The 14,830-nt window shown below is 74.9% G+C and carries 12 protein-coding genes; 7 read left to right on the top strand and 5 right to left on the bottom strand.

Annotation, left to right across the window (positions count from 1 at the left end; translation table 11 throughout):
- Positions 1 to 178 precede the first annotated feature (178 nt).
- The 3 genes from OG559_RS23745 to OG559_RS23735 all read right to left on the bottom strand — a co-directional run bounded on the left by OG559_RS23745 (position 179) and on the right by OG559_RS23735 (position 2,737).
- A complete protein-coding gene (locus OG559_RS23745; protein ID WP_405107165.1) occupies positions 179 to 421 on the bottom strand; it encodes a hypothetical protein in 243 nt (80 codons plus the stop codon).
- A gap of 67 nt (positions 422 to 488) precedes the next feature.
- Positions 489 to 1,631 carry a fatty acid desaturase family protein gene (locus OG559_RS23740; RefSeq protein WP_405107162.1) on the bottom strand — a complete coding sequence of 381 codons (1,143 nt, stop codon included), beginning with the start codon at positions 1,629 to 1,631 and terminating at the stop codon, positions 489 to 491.
- A gap of 14 nt (positions 1,632 to 1,645) precedes the next feature.
- Positions 1,646 to 2,737 carry a ferredoxin reductase gene (locus OG559_RS23735; protein WP_405107159.1) on the bottom strand — a complete coding sequence of 364 codons (1,092 nt, stop codon included), beginning with the start codon at positions 2,735 to 2,737 and terminating at the stop codon, positions 1,646 to 1,648.
- A gap of 86 nt (positions 2,738 to 2,823) precedes the next feature.
- Between OG559_RS23735 and OG559_RS23730 the strand changes: the two genes are divergently transcribed.
- Positions 2,824 to 4,053: a PucR family transcriptional regulator gene (locus tag OG559_RS23730; RefSeq protein ID WP_405107156.1), complete on the top strand. Its 1,230-nt coding sequence runs from the start codon at positions 2,824 to 2,826 to the stop codon at positions 4,051 to 4,053.
- Positions 4,054 to 4,148: 95 nt separating this feature from the next.
- On the opposite strand, the gene OG559_RS23725 is transcribed toward OG559_RS23730, so the two are convergent.
- Together OG559_RS23725 and OG559_RS23720 are read right to left on the bottom strand one after the other, a co-directional pair.
- Positions 4,149 to 5,075, bottom strand: coding sequence for an alpha/beta fold hydrolase (locus OG559_RS23725; protein WP_405107153.1), 927 nt, complete (start codon positions 5,073 to 5,075; stop codon positions 4,149 to 4,151).
- Between the two features lie 115 nt (positions 5,076 to 5,190).
- On the bottom strand, positions 5,191 to 6,435 hold the full coding sequence (locus tag OG559_RS23720) for an MFS transporter (protein ID WP_405107150.1): 1,245 nt from the start codon (positions 6,433 to 6,435) through the stop codon (positions 5,191 to 5,193).
- A gap of 191 nt (positions 6,436 to 6,626) precedes the next feature.
- On the opposite strand from OG559_RS23720, the gene OG559_RS23715 reads away from it, so the two are divergent.
- Genes OG559_RS23715 through OG559_RS23690 form a run of 6 tightly spaced genes read left to right on the top strand, consistent with a single transcriptional unit; the run spans position 6,627 to position 14,828 of the window.
- Positions 6,627 to 8,282 (top strand): trypsin-like peptidase domain-containing protein, encoded by a 1,656-nt coding sequence (locus tag OG559_RS23715; protein ID WP_405107147.1) that lies wholly within the window; start codon positions 6,627 to 6,629, stop codon positions 8,280 to 8,282.
- Positions 8,282 to 10,489 carry a tetratricopeptide repeat protein gene (locus tag OG559_RS23710; RefSeq protein ID WP_405107144.1) on the top strand — a complete coding sequence of 736 codons (2,208 nt, stop codon included), beginning with the start codon at positions 8,282 to 8,284 and terminating at the stop codon, positions 10,487 to 10,489. Before OG559_RS23715 ends, OG559_RS23710 begins: the two co-directional genes overlap by 1 nt.
- A gap of 19 nt (positions 10,490 to 10,508) precedes the next feature.
- The gene (locus OG559_RS23705) at positions 10,509 to 11,966 is read left to right on the top strand and encodes a VWA domain-containing protein (protein ID WP_405107142.1); all 1,458 of its coding nucleotides are present in this window, start codon (positions 10,509 to 10,511) and stop codon (positions 11,964 to 11,966) included.
- Positions 11,963 to 13,117 (top strand): hypothetical protein, encoded by a 1,155-nt coding sequence (locus OG559_RS23700; RefSeq protein WP_405107139.1) that lies wholly within the window; start codon positions 11,963 to 11,965, stop codon positions 13,115 to 13,117. Before OG559_RS23705 ends, OG559_RS23700 begins: the two co-directional genes overlap by 4 nt.
- On the top strand, positions 13,114 to 14,475 hold the full coding sequence (locus tag OG559_RS23695) for an ABC transporter substrate-binding protein (protein ID WP_405107136.1): 1,362 nt from the start codon (positions 13,114 to 13,116) through the stop codon (positions 14,473 to 14,475). Before OG559_RS23700 ends, OG559_RS23695 begins: the two co-directional genes overlap by 4 nt.
- A gap of 29 nt (positions 14,476 to 14,504) precedes the next feature.
- Positions 14,505 to 14,828 carry a CU044_2847 family protein gene (locus OG559_RS23690; protein WP_161689692.1) on the top strand — a complete coding sequence of 108 codons (324 nt, stop codon included), beginning with the start codon at positions 14,505 to 14,507 and terminating at the stop codon, positions 14,826 to 14,828.
- The last annotated feature ends 2 nt before the right edge of the window (positions 14,829 to 14,830 follow it).

Genomic DNA, 14,830 nt, shown 5'->3' with positions numbered 1-14,830 from the left:
ATAAAGTCACCGAAAGCTGCAACATATTGACACATTGTCATACGGCCAGGTCAGGATACCTACAACGGGGGCAGTTCCGATAACCATGACAGCCATTGGCCGTGTCCTTTTAACGACGCAGGGGCGCAAGGAGGACACGCCCGGTCGCGACATGGCCTGCTGGGCGACCGGAGGCCGGTCAGCGAAGCGGATCAGGCTCACGAATATGAACTCCGAGGTCCTCCCGCATCGCCGCACCGAGCGCGGCGAACCGTTCCTGGCGGTCTCCCGGAGCCGGGCCGGCGGGCAGACCGGTGATCCGCCCCGGCACCTGGTCGCCCTGATCCCGCAGTTCCCTGGCCAGTTCCCCGGCGATCCGGCTGACCTCACCGGGAGCGAGTAGTTCGACCGCGTGCCAGGCCCGATCGACATCGGCACCCACAGAGGGATCAGCAGGGACATCCGAGCCCGGTCGACGGTGGTCGACCGGGCTCGGACGCTACGGCCGGTTACACGTGGGCCAGCGCCGGGGCGGGCAGGTCGTCCGCCGGGCGCGGGGCCGGGGTGGAGCGGTTGGGCAGCGAGAGCCGGATGACCTTCCACCAGGCCGAGGCGACCTGCTTCGGCAGGGGGCCGACGGTGTACGTCAGGCCGTACTTCGCGAACAGCTCCCGCACCTCGGGGGCGATCTCCTGGTACCGGTTGCTCGGCAGGTCCGGGAAGAGGTGGTGCTCGATCTGGAACGACAGGTTGCCGGTCATGATGTGCATCAGCCGGCTGCCGCTGATGTTGGCCGAGCCGAGCATCTGCCGCAGGTACCACTCGCCCCGGGTCTCGCCAACGATGGACCTCCTCTCGAAGGTCTCCACCCCCTCCGGGAAGTGCCCACACATGATCACCGAGTGGCTCCACAGGTTGCGGATCAGATTCGCGGTGAAGGTGGCGGCCAGGGTGCTGAGGAACGACGGCCCGGACAGCAGCGGGTGGATGATGTAGTCCTTGAGGAACTGGCGGCGGATCTTGCGGCCGACCGCGCGGGCGCGGGCCCGGAACTCGGGTGCCTTGTGCCGGCCCTTGCGCAGGTTGCGGCCCAGCTCCAGGTCGTACGCGGCGATGCCGTACTCGAAGAAGCAGGCGTTGATGAAGTTCCACAGCGGCTGGCCCAGGTGGAACGGGTGCCACCGCTGGTCCTCGTCGACGCGCATGATGCCGTACCCGAGGTCGTTGTCCTTGCCGATCACGTTGGTGTAGGTGTGGTGCAGCTCGTTGTGCGAGTGCTTCCACTGCTCGGCCGGGGAGACGTGGTCCCACTCCCAGGTGGTCGAGTGGATCTTCGGATCGCGCATCCAGTCCCACTGGCCGTGCAGGACGTTGTGGCCGATCTCCATGTTCTCGAGGATCTTGGCCACGGCGAGGCCGGCGGTGCCGACCAGCCAGGCCGGCGGGAAGAGCGAGAACAGCAGCACGGCCCGGCTGCCCAGCTCCAGCCGGCGCTGGGTGGAGATCACCCGGCGGATGTAGGCGGCGTCCTGCTCCCCCCGGTCGGCGATCACCCGGTCACGGATGGCGTCGAGCTCCCTGCCCAGGGCGTCGATGTCCTCGGCGGTGAGGTGGGCGATCGGGTTGACGGGCTTCTTCTGGATCGTGGTCAAGTCCGATTCTCCTGTCAGAGGTCGATGTCGCAGGTACCGGCCGCCGCCGACACGCAGGTCTGGATGAGCACGCCGTCGCCGGGAACGGCGGTGGTGACGTCGCCGTTGCGCAGGTCGCGGACGGCGCCCTGGCGCAGCGGCACCACGCAGCCGAAGCAGATGCCCATCCGGCACCCGGACGGCATGAGCACCCCGGCGTCCTCGCCCACGTCGAGCAGGGCCGCGCCGCCGTCGGCGTCGACGGTGACCCCGGCCCGGGTGAAGGTGACCGCGCCCCCGGCCCCCGGGGAGATCACCGTGGGCCGGAACCGCTCGGTGTGCAGCCGGTCGGCCGCCCCGTGGGCGGCCCAGTGCGCCTCGACCGCGTCGAGCAGGCCGACCGGGCCGCACGCCCAGGTCTGCCGGTCGAGGTGGTCGGGCACCAGGTCGGCCAGCTCGGCCACGCCGAGCACGCCGTCGGTGTCGGTGTGCCGCTCCACGAGGCGGATCGCGCCCCGCCCGGCCAGGCCGCGCAGCTCGTCGGCGAACACCACGTCGGCCGGGGTCGGCGCGGAGTGCACCAGCACGACGTCGGCCGGGCCGGTCGCGCCGGCGCGGAGCATCCCCATCACCGGGGTGACGCCGCTGCCCGCGGTGACGAACAGGATCCGCTCCGGGGCGGTCGCGGGCTGCACGAAGTCGCCCTGGGCCTGGTCGAGGTGGACCAGCGTGCCGGGCCGCACCCGGCGGACCAGGTAGTTGCTGACCCGGCCGTCCGGGATGGCCTTCACGGTGACCGAGATCAGCCCGTCGCGGTGGCCGGGGACCGAGGTGAGCGAATACGCCCGCCACTGGCGGACCCCGTCGACGTCCACGCCGAGGCGGACGTACTGCCCGGGGGTGTGTCCGCGCCAGCCCCGCCCCGGTCGGATGGTCACCGTCGCCGCGTCCCGCGTCTCGGGGCGGACGTCGACGATCCGCCCGCGCAGGGCTGCCCCGGAACGCAGCGGGGCGACCAGGTCGAGATAGTCCTCGGGCAGCAGCGGCGTGGTGACCGTCTCGGCGAGCCGGAACAGCCTGTCCCGGACTGTGAGCTTGCCGGGCGGGCGCGGGACGGTGGTCGTCATGCAACCAGGGTGACCCGCCCGATCGCATAACATCTTGGCCAAGGAAGGTGAATCAACCGCAGGGTCTTGTTCCGGGAGAACAATCTATGTCGGAAGGGTCCGGGACCAGCCGCCGCGCTGCCCACCTCGAACTGGACGAGCCGATGGCCGCCCGGCTACGCGCCGCGCTGCCCCTGGTCGCCGAGCGTACGATCACCGCGATCACCGCCGAGGTGCCTGCCTACTCCGGCGCCCTGACCGGCCAGATGCGGGCGAAGATCGAGAACGCGGTACGCATCGCGCTGGGCACGTTCCTCCAGCTCCTCGGGCGTCCCCAGCCCTCGGAGCCGAGCACCCCGCTGATCTCGGCCCTGGAGGCCGCGTACGCGCTGGGCAGCGGCGAGGCCCGCTCCGGGCGCAGCATGGACGCGCTGCTCGCTGCGTACCGGGTGGGAGCGCGGGTGTCCTGGCGGGAGGTCTCCACCACCACCGTGCGCGGCGGGCTCGCCGCGGCGACGGTCGCCGAGTTCGCCGAGCTGATGTTCGCCTACATCGACGAGCTGTCCGCCGCCAGCGTGGCGGGGCACGCCGACGAGCTGGCCACCGTCGGCCGGGCCCGGCGGCGGTACCTGGAGCGGCTGAGCCAGCAACTGCTGGCCGGCGAGGCCGAGGACGTGCTGCGCCTCGGCGCCGAGCGGGCGGACTGGCCGGTGCCGCAGACCCTGACCGTCGTCCTGCTGCCCCGCAGCAGCCTGCGCACCGTGCTGACCGCGCTGAGCCCACACACGCTGGAGAGCGGCGAGGACATGCCGGGGGTGGACCCGACCGAGGAACTGGCCGTGCTGCTGGTGCCGGACGCGCACGGCGGCCGGCGGCGGCCGCTCGCCCGGGTGCTGCACGGGCACCGGGCGGTGCTGGGGCCCGCGCGGCCGTGGCACCGGGTGGCCGGGTCGTACGTGCGGGCCACCCGGGCGCTGCGGCTCGGGCTGCCCCGCGTCGGGGCCGACGCACCGCTGGACACCGAGCAGCACCTCGCCGAGCTGCTGCTCAGCACCGACCCGGAGGCCCTGGCCGACCTACGCGCCCAGGTGCTGCGTCCGCTGGCGTCGCTGCCGCCGGCCACCGCCCACCGGCTCGCCGAGACGCTGCGCGCCTGGCTGCTGCACCAGGGTCGCCGCGACGACGTGGCGGCGACCCTGTTCGTGCACCCGCAGACCGTGCGCTACCGGATGGCCAAGGTGCGGGAGATGTACGGCGACCGGCTGCACGACCCGGCGACCGTGCTGGACCTGACGCTGGCCCTGGCGGTCCTGCCCGCCCCGACGGAACCGGACTGACGGTCCGGGCCGGGCCGGCACGGCCAGCAGGCCCCGGCCGGACGGCGGGCCGTCGTCGGCTCAGGGGGCACGGGGGTACGGCGCGGACCCGGGGATCACGGGGCGCGCAGGATGAACGCGACCGCCTCCCGGGCGGAAGTGCTTCGCGCCGTCGGCCCGACCAGGTAGTCGAGGACCCGGGACCAGGCCGGCACCACCAGCAGGTGACCGGCGTCCGGGACGACCTCCAGGCGCGCGTCGGGCAGCGCGTCGCGCCACCACCGACCGTGCTCCGGCCCGGCCAGGCCGTCGTCGGCGCCGTACAGCAGCAGGGTGGCCGCGCGTACCTGGTCGGGGGTGAAGCCCCAGGGGCGCAGCACGTACCCGGCGATGTCGTCGACCATCCCCCGCGCGCCCTGCGCGAACGCCTCGGCCAGCATGCCGCCGACCCGGCGGGCGGCGCCGGGGGCGTCCAGCGCGGGCTGGTCGGCCGGGCCCGCCCCGAGCAGCAACCGGTACGCCCGCGCGTCCCACGGGTCGGCCGGAACCATGCCGGCCAGCGCGGCGTCGAGCTGGGCGCGGACCTGGTCGACCGGCTGGCCGCGCAGCGTCGCCATCATGTCCCGCTGCCCCGGGTCGACCCAGGGGATCTCCTCGTCGGGGGCGGGGGTGGCCAGCACCGCGAGCCGGCTCACCAGCTCCGGCCGGCGGGCGGCCAGCGCGAGGGCGACCCGCCCCCCGCCCGACCAGCCCACCACGGGCACCGGGCCGAGGCCCCGCTGGTCGAGCACCTCGGCGAGGTCGTCGGCGGCTGCGGGCACGTCGGCCCAGCCGGTGGCCGGGTCGGAGCCGCCGTAGCCGGGCCGGTCGACGGCGAGCAGGGTGACCCCGGCGACGCGGGTGACGGCCGGGTCCGGATCGAAGGCGCCCGCCCCCGGGGCGGAGTGGCAGAACACCACCACCCGGTTGCCGGCCGCCCCGAGCCGGTGCACCACCGCCCGGCGGCCGCCCCTGAGCGCGATGATCTCCCCGGTGCTGGACATGCGGCCGAGTCTGGCAGCGACCGTGCGACCCCGAGCCGCAACGACGGGCGGTCACCCGATCGGGTGGCCGCCCGTCGTTGACGCGTACACCTGCGACCTCCACTGCGGTTTCCGGTCAGGCCGGGCCCGCCCGGCGGACCGCCGTGAACAGGGCGGCGAGGGCCACGGCCAGGCAGCCGCCGCCGGCCAGGGCGAACGTCAGCGGGGCCCCGTGGCGCTGGGCCAGCCAGGTGAACACCGCCGCGCCGACGCCGCCGAGCGAGAAGTGGATCGTCCAGAACGCGGCGGTGACCCGGCCGAGCAGATGCTCCGGCGTCACCTCCTGGCGTAGCGACAGCGAGCAGATGCCGCCGATGCTCAGGCAGCCGAAGTAGACCAGCATCAGCGCGCCGACCTCGACGGGCCGGCCGGTCGACGCAAGGGCCGCGACGGCGACGCCGGTGACCGCCACCGCGCCGACCCAGCACGCGCCGAACCCGAACCGCCGGCGCAGCGGCGCGACGACCAGCGAGCCGGTCACCGTCCCGGCCGCCCCGGCGGTGAGCACCAGGCCGACCATGCCGTCGGACTGGCCGAGGCCGTGCTTGAGGTGGTAGATGACCACGTCGTCCATGCCGTAGGTGAGCAGGAGGAAGACGGTCAGCAGCGCGGTCAGCGGGCGCAGCACCGGGTGACGGAGCAGGAACCGCGCGCCGGCCAGGAACTCCGCCAACGGCCCCGTCCGGTCGCCCGCGTCGGCCGACAAGGCGGCCCGGCCGGGCAACCGCACCAGCATCAGCAGCGCCGCGGAGAGCCCGAAGCTCGCGGCGTCGACGGCGATCGCGCCCGCCGGGCCGAGCCAGCCGGACACCAGGCCGGCCAGCGCGGGCCCCCCGACGGAGGCCAGGGCGGTGCCGGCGTACAGCCGGCCGTTCGCCCGGGTCAGCTCCGGGCCGGGGACCAGGCCGCGCATCGCGCTGACGGCGGCGACCTGGAACAGCATCCCGGCCGCCGCGGCCAGGGGCAGCAGCACGAACAGCGGCCAGATCGGCGGGGCCGGGGCCAGCCACCACACCAGGGGGGCCGCCGCGAACAGCAGCATCCGCGCCACATCGGCGCCGATCAGCAGCGCCCGCCGGTCGAACCGGTCGACCACGACCCCGGCGAGCAGGCCGGCGACCACCGCCGCCGTGCCGGAGACGCCGGTGAGCAGCCCGGCCGTGGCGATCGAGCCGGTCGCGTCGAGCACCAGCAGCGGTACGGCGAGCTGCGAGAACGAGTCGCCGAGCACGGAGAGGATCTGCGCCGACCAGAATGCGTTGAAGCCACGGTTGCGCCACAGCGAGGCGGGCGCGGCTGACACCCCCGTGGTGACCGTCACCGGGCCGAGCGTAGCCGACGGCCGGGCGGCGGCCGGGCGGACCACTTCGGCTGGCCGCGGTCGGCGGGAATTGCGCCACTCACAATTTGCCGATAGCGGGAGCCAGGATCGTTCCGCGCCCGAGTCGCATTTCTTACAACGGTCGATGCCGTGCCCCACCTGATGAGGATTGTGCGAATACCATGCTCTGGGTGAAGGAGAGTCATGGCCGTCAGCCATGGCCGGTCCGCATCCGTGGGGACGGCGGCCTGATTCTGGGCAGCGGGACGCTCCTGGGCGACCGGCACGTCCTCACCTGCGCCCATGTGATCGACAGCTCGGCCGGCCGGCGGGGCGCGGCGACGGGCGGCCCGCCCGCCACCCGGGTCATGGTCGACCTGGTCCGGCTGCCGCACCTGGCCGCCCGGTCGGCGCGCGTGACGCCCGGCGGGTGGGCCCCGCTGGACGGGGACGGCCACGGCGACGTCGCCCTGCTCGAACTGGCGGACCCGGTCCCCGGCCAGCAGGGCGCCGAGCTGCGCCGGCTGCCCCTCTGGCAGCAGCAGGTCTACGCCTTCGGTTTCCCGAGGGAGTTCAGCGACGGCGAGACCGTCCACGCCGTCCTCGACGGACAGGTCGGGCCCGGCGGGGAGCAGGTGCAGATGACCCCGGCGAACCCCGGGCTGTGGGTGCGGGGCGGGTTCAGCGGGGCGGCGGCCGTCGACGAGCGGACCGGCCACGTGGTCGGCATGGTCGTCTCCTACTACAGCGACCCGGCCGCCGGCCGCTCGTACATGGTCCCGGTCGAGACGATCCTGCACCACGCGCCCGCGGTCGCGCGGTGGGTCGTCGGCGGGTCCTCGGTGGACGAGGAGCTCGCCTCGCTCAGCGCGGGCCACCGGGACGGCCCGGCCGCGCTGCGGATCGCCCGGCTCTATGCCCGCCGCTCGCCCGAGAACGTCCTGGTGATCGTCACCGGCCGACCCGGTTCCACGGTGTCGGCCGCGCTGCGCCGGGCGGTGGTGCTGTCCAACCGGGAGCTGCGACCGGCCTCCGCCGGTCAGGCCGAGCCCGACGGCGACCCCACCGTCCCGCCGCTGGGCAGCATCGACCTGTCGCTGGACGCCGCCGGCAAGCCGCCCCGGGAGCTGGCCGAACGGATCCTGGAGTTCGTCGGCGCGGGCGAGCCTGCTGCGGGCCCGGTGGGCGACCTGGTCGGCGCGGCGGCGCCACGGTCGGTGCTGATCGACGGCGTGGACGAGTCCACCGACCCCGAGGAGCTCCTCGCCGAGGTGGTCGGGCCGATCGTCGACCGGGCGGCCGAACGCGACCTGCGGGTGCTGCTGGGCTTCCGGGGGCCCGCGATCGACGTCCGGCTCGGGCTGCTCGCCCGGCGGATCGCCGGGCTGCGCGCCGCCGAGGGCCTGGCCCGCGCGCACCACCGCGAGCTGGCGGCGCAGCTGACCGGGCTGCCGACGGTGCCCGCCCGAGCCACCCGGCTGCGGGTCCGGCTCACCGCCCTGCGCGCCGCAGCCGGGCAGCCCGACCCGGGCCCGCTGCCCGAGCACCTGGCCGCCGTGGAGCGGGCCACCGACCGGGCCCTGCACGAGATGGCGGAGCTGCGGCGGCGGCTGACCGAGCTGGCGTCCGCGCACCAGCGGCTGCGGGGGCTGCTGGACGCGCAACGGGCCCGCGCCGGCGCCGGCGGGCTCACCGAGCACCACGAACTGGGGGCGTCCTACCGGCGGGCCCACGACCTCCTCCGGGGCGGCCCGTGCGAGCTCGCCGAGGCCACCGCCGCCGTGCACGGGTACGCCGACCAGGTCCGGCGCGCCCTCGACGACCGGCAGGAAGGAGGGCCGTCCTGATGCGCTGCCCGCGTACCCCCGGGTGCCTCGGGGACGTCGACGCCGACGGCTTCTGCACGGTCTGCGGCCTCACGCCCGAGCCCGGGCGCCCGGCGGCACAGCCCGTGCTCCCGGACGGTCCGGCGGCCGGTGAACCGGTCGGGGACAGCTCCTGGACGGTGGCCGGCCTCGTGTCGCTGCCGGTGCTGTCCTTCCCCCGGCACGGCCGGGTCTCGCCCCAGCTCAGCGTGCCCGAGGGCAGCCGGTCCTGTGCCCAGTGCGGCGGCCGGGTCGGTCGGGGTGGGGCCGACCGGCTCGACCACGGCTACTGCCCCGCCTGCGGGACGCCCTTCGCGTTCGTGCCCGCCCTGCACCACGGCGACCTGGTGGCCGACCAGTACGAGGTGGTCGGGTACCTGGCCCGGGGCGGTCTCGGGCAGGTCTACCTCGCCGAGGACACCCACCTGGACCGCAACCCGGTCGCCCTGAAGCGGCTGCTCAACAAGACCAGCGCGGGGGCGTTGGCGATCGAGGTCTCCGAACGGCGGTTCCTGACCACACTGGACCATCCGAGCATCGTCCGGATCTTCAACTTCGTCACCGCCGAGGACCGGCTCTTCGGCGGGCAGACCAGCTACATCGTGATGGAGTACCTCGCCGGGATGTCGCTGCACGAGCTGCTCCTGGCCGTCCGCCTCGGCCGGCCGGGAGTCACGCTGTCGCTGGTGGACATCCTCGCGTACGGCCACGAGATCCTGACCGCGCTGGAGTACCTGCACGGCAAGGGCCTGCTCTACACCGACCTGCACCCGGGCAACGTCATCCGGACCGGGGACCGGATCAAGCTGATCGACCTCGGCGGGGCGCGCCGGGCCGACGACGACGCCAGCCCGCGGGTCCTCACCCCCCACCCGTACCGGGTCGGCGACGAGGAGATGGCGACGCACGGCTTCACCGTGCGGTCGGACCTGTACGCGGTCGGGGTCCTGCTGGAGGAGCTGAGCAAGCCCGTCGCCCGACCGCTCGCCCCCGACCCGGTCGGGGAGGAGTCCTTCCACCGGCTGGTCGGCCGGGCCAAGGCCGGGTGGCGGCACCGCTTCGCGTCCGCCACGGAGATGTCCGAGCAGCTCAGGGGCGTGCTGCGCGAGCTGCTGCGGGATCCTCCGGCGGGCCGCGCGCAGGAGCCGTCCGCCGTGTTCGCGCCCACCGCCGCGCTGCTCGACGCGGGCCTCGGCGCGGTGCCGCCGCTGGCCGCCTGGATCGAGCCGACGGCCGGTAAGCTGCCGCACCACGGCCGCCCGGCCCCGGACGCCGTGGCCGTCGGCCTGCCGGTGCCCCGGCCGGCGGCCGGCGACCCGGCCACCCCGGCCCTGGCCCTGATCGGCGCCCTTGACCCGCGCGGCCTGCTGGCCCGGCTCGCGGCCGTCGAGGCGGAGTCGGTCGAGCTGCACCTGGCCCGCTGCCGGGCCCACCTGGAGCTGGCCGAGCCGGGCCCCGCAGGGGAGGCGCTGGCCGCCGCCCGTGCCCTGCTCGGCGAGGACGCGGTGGCCGACTGGCGGTTGACCTGGCACGAAGGGCTGCTGGCGCTGACCCGGTCCGACATGGCAGAGGCCACCGGAAGGTTCGACGAGGCGTACCGCGAGCTGCCGGGCGAGGTGGCGCCGAAGCTGGCGCTCGGCTACTGCTACGAGCAGCAGGGCAGGGCGGAGCCTGCGGGTCGGTACTACCACGCGGTGTGGCGTCGGGACCAGTCGGCGGCCAGCGCCGCGTTCGGGCTGGCCCGGCTCCGGCTGGCCGCCGGTGACCGCGCGGCGGCGGTGCGGTGTCTCGACGAGGTCCCCCGCGTCTCCCGGCACTACGACGCCGCCCGGATCGCCGCCACCCGGGTGCTCGGGACGTGGCTCGGCGCCGACCCGCCCGACGCGGCCCAGCTCAACGAGGCGGCCCGCCGCCTCGACGAGCTGCGGCTCGACGGGGGCGCACGGCACGGGGAGTCCCGGGACCGGATGACCGCCGCGATCCGGCAGGCGGCCCTGGACCTGCTGCTGGCCCAGGGGTCCGACGGGCTGGCCGGCGGCGAGACGCTCGGCGGCGAGGTGTCGGAGCGCTCGGTGCGGACGCTGCTCGAGAGTTCCCTGCGCGCCCTGGCCCAGCAGGCGCGCACGCAAGACGACCACGGCGTCCTCGTCGACCGGGCGAACGCGGTACGGCCGCTGACCAGACGCTGACCCGTGAGGAGCGATAACGGTGCGTAGCAGGCTCGACTTCAATCTGACGATCGGCCACGACAGGTTCCTCGCCACCAGGGACCGCCACCTGCACGCGATCCTCACCGTCACCGCCCGGGCCGGACAGGCCGGTGCCGGGGTGGACCCGGACGGGCCGGGACACGCCGAGGTGATCGTCGTCGACTGCTCCGAGTCGATGGCCTATCCCCCTACCAAGATCGCCGCCGCCCGGCGGGCCACCGCCGCCGCCGTCGCCGTGCTGCCGGACGGGGTCCGCTTCGCCGTGGTCGAGGGCACCCACGAGGCCCGGATGGTCTACCCCCGGCACCGGGGCCTGGCCATCTCCTCGCCCGCCACCCGCCGCGAGGCCCAACAGGCGGTGGGCAAGCTCGTCGCGATCGGCGGCACGGCGATCGGAACCTGGCTGGAGCTGGCCCGGGAGCTGCTGGCCGCGCACCCCGAGGCGATCCGGCACGCCCTGCTGCTCACCGACGGCCGCAACCAGCACGAGACGCCGCAGCGACTGGCGGAGGTGCTGGCCGGCTGCGCGGGGCAGTTCGTCTGCGACGCCCGGGGCATCGGCGACGGCTGGGAGCCCCGCGAGCTGATGCGCGTCGCCGAGGCGCTGCACGGCACCGCCGACGCGGTACGCCGGCCGGCCGATCTGGAGTCCGACTTCCGGGAGACCATGCGGGCGGCGATGGCCAAGCAGGTGGCCCGGGCCCGACTGCGGATCGCCCTGGTGCCGCCGGCCCGGGTGCTGTACTGCCGCCAGGTGCACCCCACGGTGACGGACCTGCCGGTCACCCCGGTCGACGACCGGACCGTGGAGTGCCCGACCGGCTCCTGGGGCGAGGAGAGCCGGGAGTACCACCTCTGCCTGGAGCTGGACGGGACGGACCGGCCGAGGGGCGAGGACATCCGGGTCGCCCGGGTCGACCTGCGGGTGGGTGACGCCCCGTGCGTCCGCCCGGAGAACGTCCTGGCGCACTGGACCGACGACCTGCTGCTGTCCAGCCGGATCGATCCCCGGGTCGCCCACTACACCGGGCAGGAGCAGCTCAGCCAGCTCATCGCCGACGGGTGCGACGCGTACGACACGGGCGACCGGGAGGCCGCCGTCGGCCTGTTCGGCCGCGCGGTCGAGGTGGCCACCGCCGCCGGGGACGACCTCCACCTGGAGCAGTTGCGGCTGCTCGTCGACGGCGTCGACACCGGCACGGTACGCCTGCGCGACGACCTCGCCCGGCTCGACGTGATCAATGTGGCGCTCCGGTCGTCGTTCACGGTGCACGACGGCGAGCCCGGGCCGGTGCCGCCGCCCGCCCCCGACGACCCGCCCGCGCCCACCCCCGCCCCCGGCGCCCCGCCCCGGCTCTGCCGCTGCGGCCACCGGTCGCCGCCCAGTGCCCGGTTCTGCGAGCGCTGCGGCGAGCGGTTCCCGACCGGCGACGAGGCCGGGCCGGTGCCGGCGTGAGCACCGACCGGCCGACCAGCACCACCCGGCGGAAGCTGCGGGGTCTCCTCGCCACGCTGCTCGTGGGCATTCTGGCCACGCTGGGCGGCTGCCTCACTGTCTTCGTCGGGGTGCACCGGACCACCGACGCCGCCCACGACCGGTCCGTGCCGGCGGTGCTGGCCGTGTACGACGCCCAGCTCGCCCTCCGGCAGGCGCACGGCGAGGCCCTGGCCAGCTTCTCCGCCGGCACCCGCCTGCTCGCCAGCCCCGGCGAGGGCTACCAGAACCAGATCGCCCGGGCCGGCCAGCAGCTCGCCCAGGCCGCCGAGGACAACGCCGCCGGGGAGACCGGCAGCCGGGACATCCAGGTGGTCGAGGCGTCGGTGGTGACCTACACCGGGCTGGTCGAGCGGGCCCACGCGTACTTCGCGCAGGACGGGGGCAGCGCGCTGGGCACCGCCACGCTGTGGGACGCGTCGACCCTGCTGGAGGAGATCCTGCGCCGCCTCGCCGCTCTCGGGGTCAAGCAGATGGACGCGCTGAACGGCCAGGCCGACGGCCCGTGGACCAACGGGAAGATGACGCTCCTCTGGCTCGTGCCGGTGCTGGCCCTGCTCGCGCTGCTGGTCTCCGCGCAGCGGTTCCTGCGCCGGCGGTTCCGGCGCCGGCTGAACGTGCCGCTGCTGCTGGCGACGCTCGCGGTGGTGGTGATGGGCGCCACCACCGCGATGAGCCTGTGGTCGGCGAACCAGCTCGCCGACGCCCGGGGCGACACGGACCAGGCCACCATCGACCGCGATGCGCAGCTCGCGGCGCTGTCCGCCCGCGACAGCGAAAGCCTGGCCGCCCTGCTGACGGCCGCCTGCGGGTCGCCGGGCTGCCCGGACACGATCGCGCGGGTCAGGGGGGACGCGAGCCCGACGCCCGCGCCCGCAGGCAGCCCGACGCCCGCGCCCGTCCCGTCCTCGAACGGCGCGGCGACGGCATCCTCGCCGGGGGTCGCCGAGGCCGGTGCCCTACACGGCGAGCACGCCGTCCGATCCGCCGAGCGGGCCGCCGACAGCCGGGCCGGGGAGGTCGTTCTGCTCGCCGCCGCCCTGTTCGCCCTGGCGATGGTCGCCCTCGGCCTCCAGCCCCGTCTAACGGAATACAGGTTTTCACAGCGATGAGACGCGTAGCCTTCGCCCTGATCCCGGTCCTGCTGGCCACCGGCGGACTCGTCGCCTGCGCGCAGGCGCGCACCCTGAGCGTCGTCGCGTCCTGGGCCACGAGCGACGCCAGCAAGACCGAGGTGGACAGCGCCGACGAGAAACGCATCAACGCCGAGCTCGGCAGCGGCAGCGAGGCCGCGCCCTTCCTGGCGGTGCTGAGGGCCTTCACGAAGGAGACCGGCATCAAGGTCACCTACCAGGGCACCCGGGACGTCAGCCAGGTGCTGCGGTCCGGGGTCGACCGAAACCGGCCGCCGGACGTGGCGGTGCTGCCCCGGCTCAACGACCTGCAGACGTACGTCCGGAGCGGCGACCTGCACGCGCTCGACGGCACCCTCGTCGCACGGGAGCGGGCGGACCTCGCGCCGCAGTTGCTCCACCTCCAAGACCCGCGCGACGGGCACCCCCGGGTGTACGGCCTGTCCGTCGCCGCCCACGCCAAGAGCCTGGTCTGGTACGTCCCGGGCGTGCCCGGCGGTCCCGACGCGCGGCGCCCCCCGGCGACCTGGGCGGAGCTGGTCCGGCTCACCGGGGACATCCGGGCCCGCGGAGGCGTGCCGTGGTGCCTCGGAATGGGCGCGCAGCCCCTGTCCGGGTGGCCCGGCACCGACTGGATCGAGGACATCCTGCTGCACCAGTCCGGGCCCGCTTTCTACGAGAGCTGGGCGGCCGGGGACGAGCCGTGGACGTCCGCGCGGGTGCGGGCCGCCTGGAAGGCGTGGGGCGAGCTGGTGGCGGCCGGCCGGCGCACCGACAACGCCCTGCTGACCAACTTCGACACGGCCGGGCTGGGCATGTTCGCCGCGCCGCCGAAGTGCCACCTGGACCACCAGGCGTCGTTCATCGTCCGGGGCTACCAGTCGCACGACCCGTCCCGCGGGTTCGACTTCTTCCCGTTTCCGGCGTCCGGCCCGGCTGCGACCGCTCCGGTCCAGGAGATCTCCGAGGACGTGGTGGGCATGTTCCGGGACACGCCCGGGGCCCGGGAGCTGATCCGCTACCTGGCCGGCGATCCGGCCCGCACGGTGTGGCGGGAGGCGGGCAGGCACCTGGCGTTCACCTTGAACGCGGGCACCGACCCGACGGCGTACCCCGACGGCCTGGAGCGCCGCATCGCGCGGACCCTGACCACCGGCACCCGCTGCCGTGACGCCTCGGACATGATGCCGGCGACGATGACCGCGGCTTTCCAGTCCGCCGTGCTGCAGTACCTGGACGATTCCGCGCTGCTCGATCGGTTGTTGACCGAACTCGATACCGTGCGGGGCCGGACGCCGGAGGACCAGTGGATGAGGCTACCCTGCCTCAGCGCCTGACGGCGGTCGATCGAGAAAGGACGTGGCCGATGACCGAGGTGGTCGAGTTCGCCCTGGACGGCGGCGGCAGCGTGCTCGTCGCCGTGGACGACACGCCGGGGATCGCCCCGGCCTCCGCCGCCGAGGACGTGCTGCGCAAGGCCGGGGTGAGCTTCAACCGGGCGATCGGCCAGGCGCGCGACGCGGCGTCCGCCGCGTTGACCGAGTTCCGGTCCATGGCCGACCGGCCGGACGAGGTGGAGATCAGCTTCGGGGTCCAGCTCAGCGCCGAGGCGGGCGCGCTGATCGCCCGCACCGGGGTGCAGGGGCAGCTCCAGGTGACCGTGCGCTGGCACCGGTCCCCCACCGCCTGACC

Origin of the sequence: Micromonospora sp. NBC_01405 (assembly GCF_045040155.1) — a bacterium.
Classification (GTDB): domain Bacteria; phylum Actinomycetota; class Actinomycetes; order Mycobacteriales; family Micromonosporaceae; genus Micromonospora.
Note: the sequence above shows the minus strand (reverse complement) of the source record. Positions and strands in the feature narration are given on the sequence as shown.

Bases quoted from the DNA above. Each gene is read 5' to 3' on its own strand.
- OG559_RS23695 (WP_405107136.1), top strand. From the start codon at position 13,114: ATGAGACGCGTAGCCTTCGCCCTGATCCCGGTCCTGCTGGCCACCGGC.
- OG559_RS23730 (WP_405107156.1), top strand. From the start codon at position 2,824: ATGTCGGAAGGGTCCGGGACCAGCCGCCGCGCTGCCCACCTCGAACTG.
- OG559_RS23690 (WP_161689692.1), top strand. From the start codon at position 14,505: ATGACCGAGGTGGTCGAGTTCGCCCTGGACGGCGGCGGCAGCGTGCTC.
- OG559_RS23710 (WP_405107144.1), top strand. From the start codon at position 8,282: ATGCGCTGCCCGCGTACCCCCGGGTGCCTCGGGGACGTCGACGCCGAC.
- OG559_RS23735 (WP_405107159.1), bottom strand. From the start codon at position 2,737: ATGACGACCACCGTCCCGCGCCCGCCCGGCAAGCTCACAGTCCGGGAC.
- OG559_RS23725 (WP_405107153.1), bottom strand. From the start codon at position 5,075: ATGTCCAGCACCGGGGAGATCATCGCGCTCAGGGGCGGCCGCCGGGCG.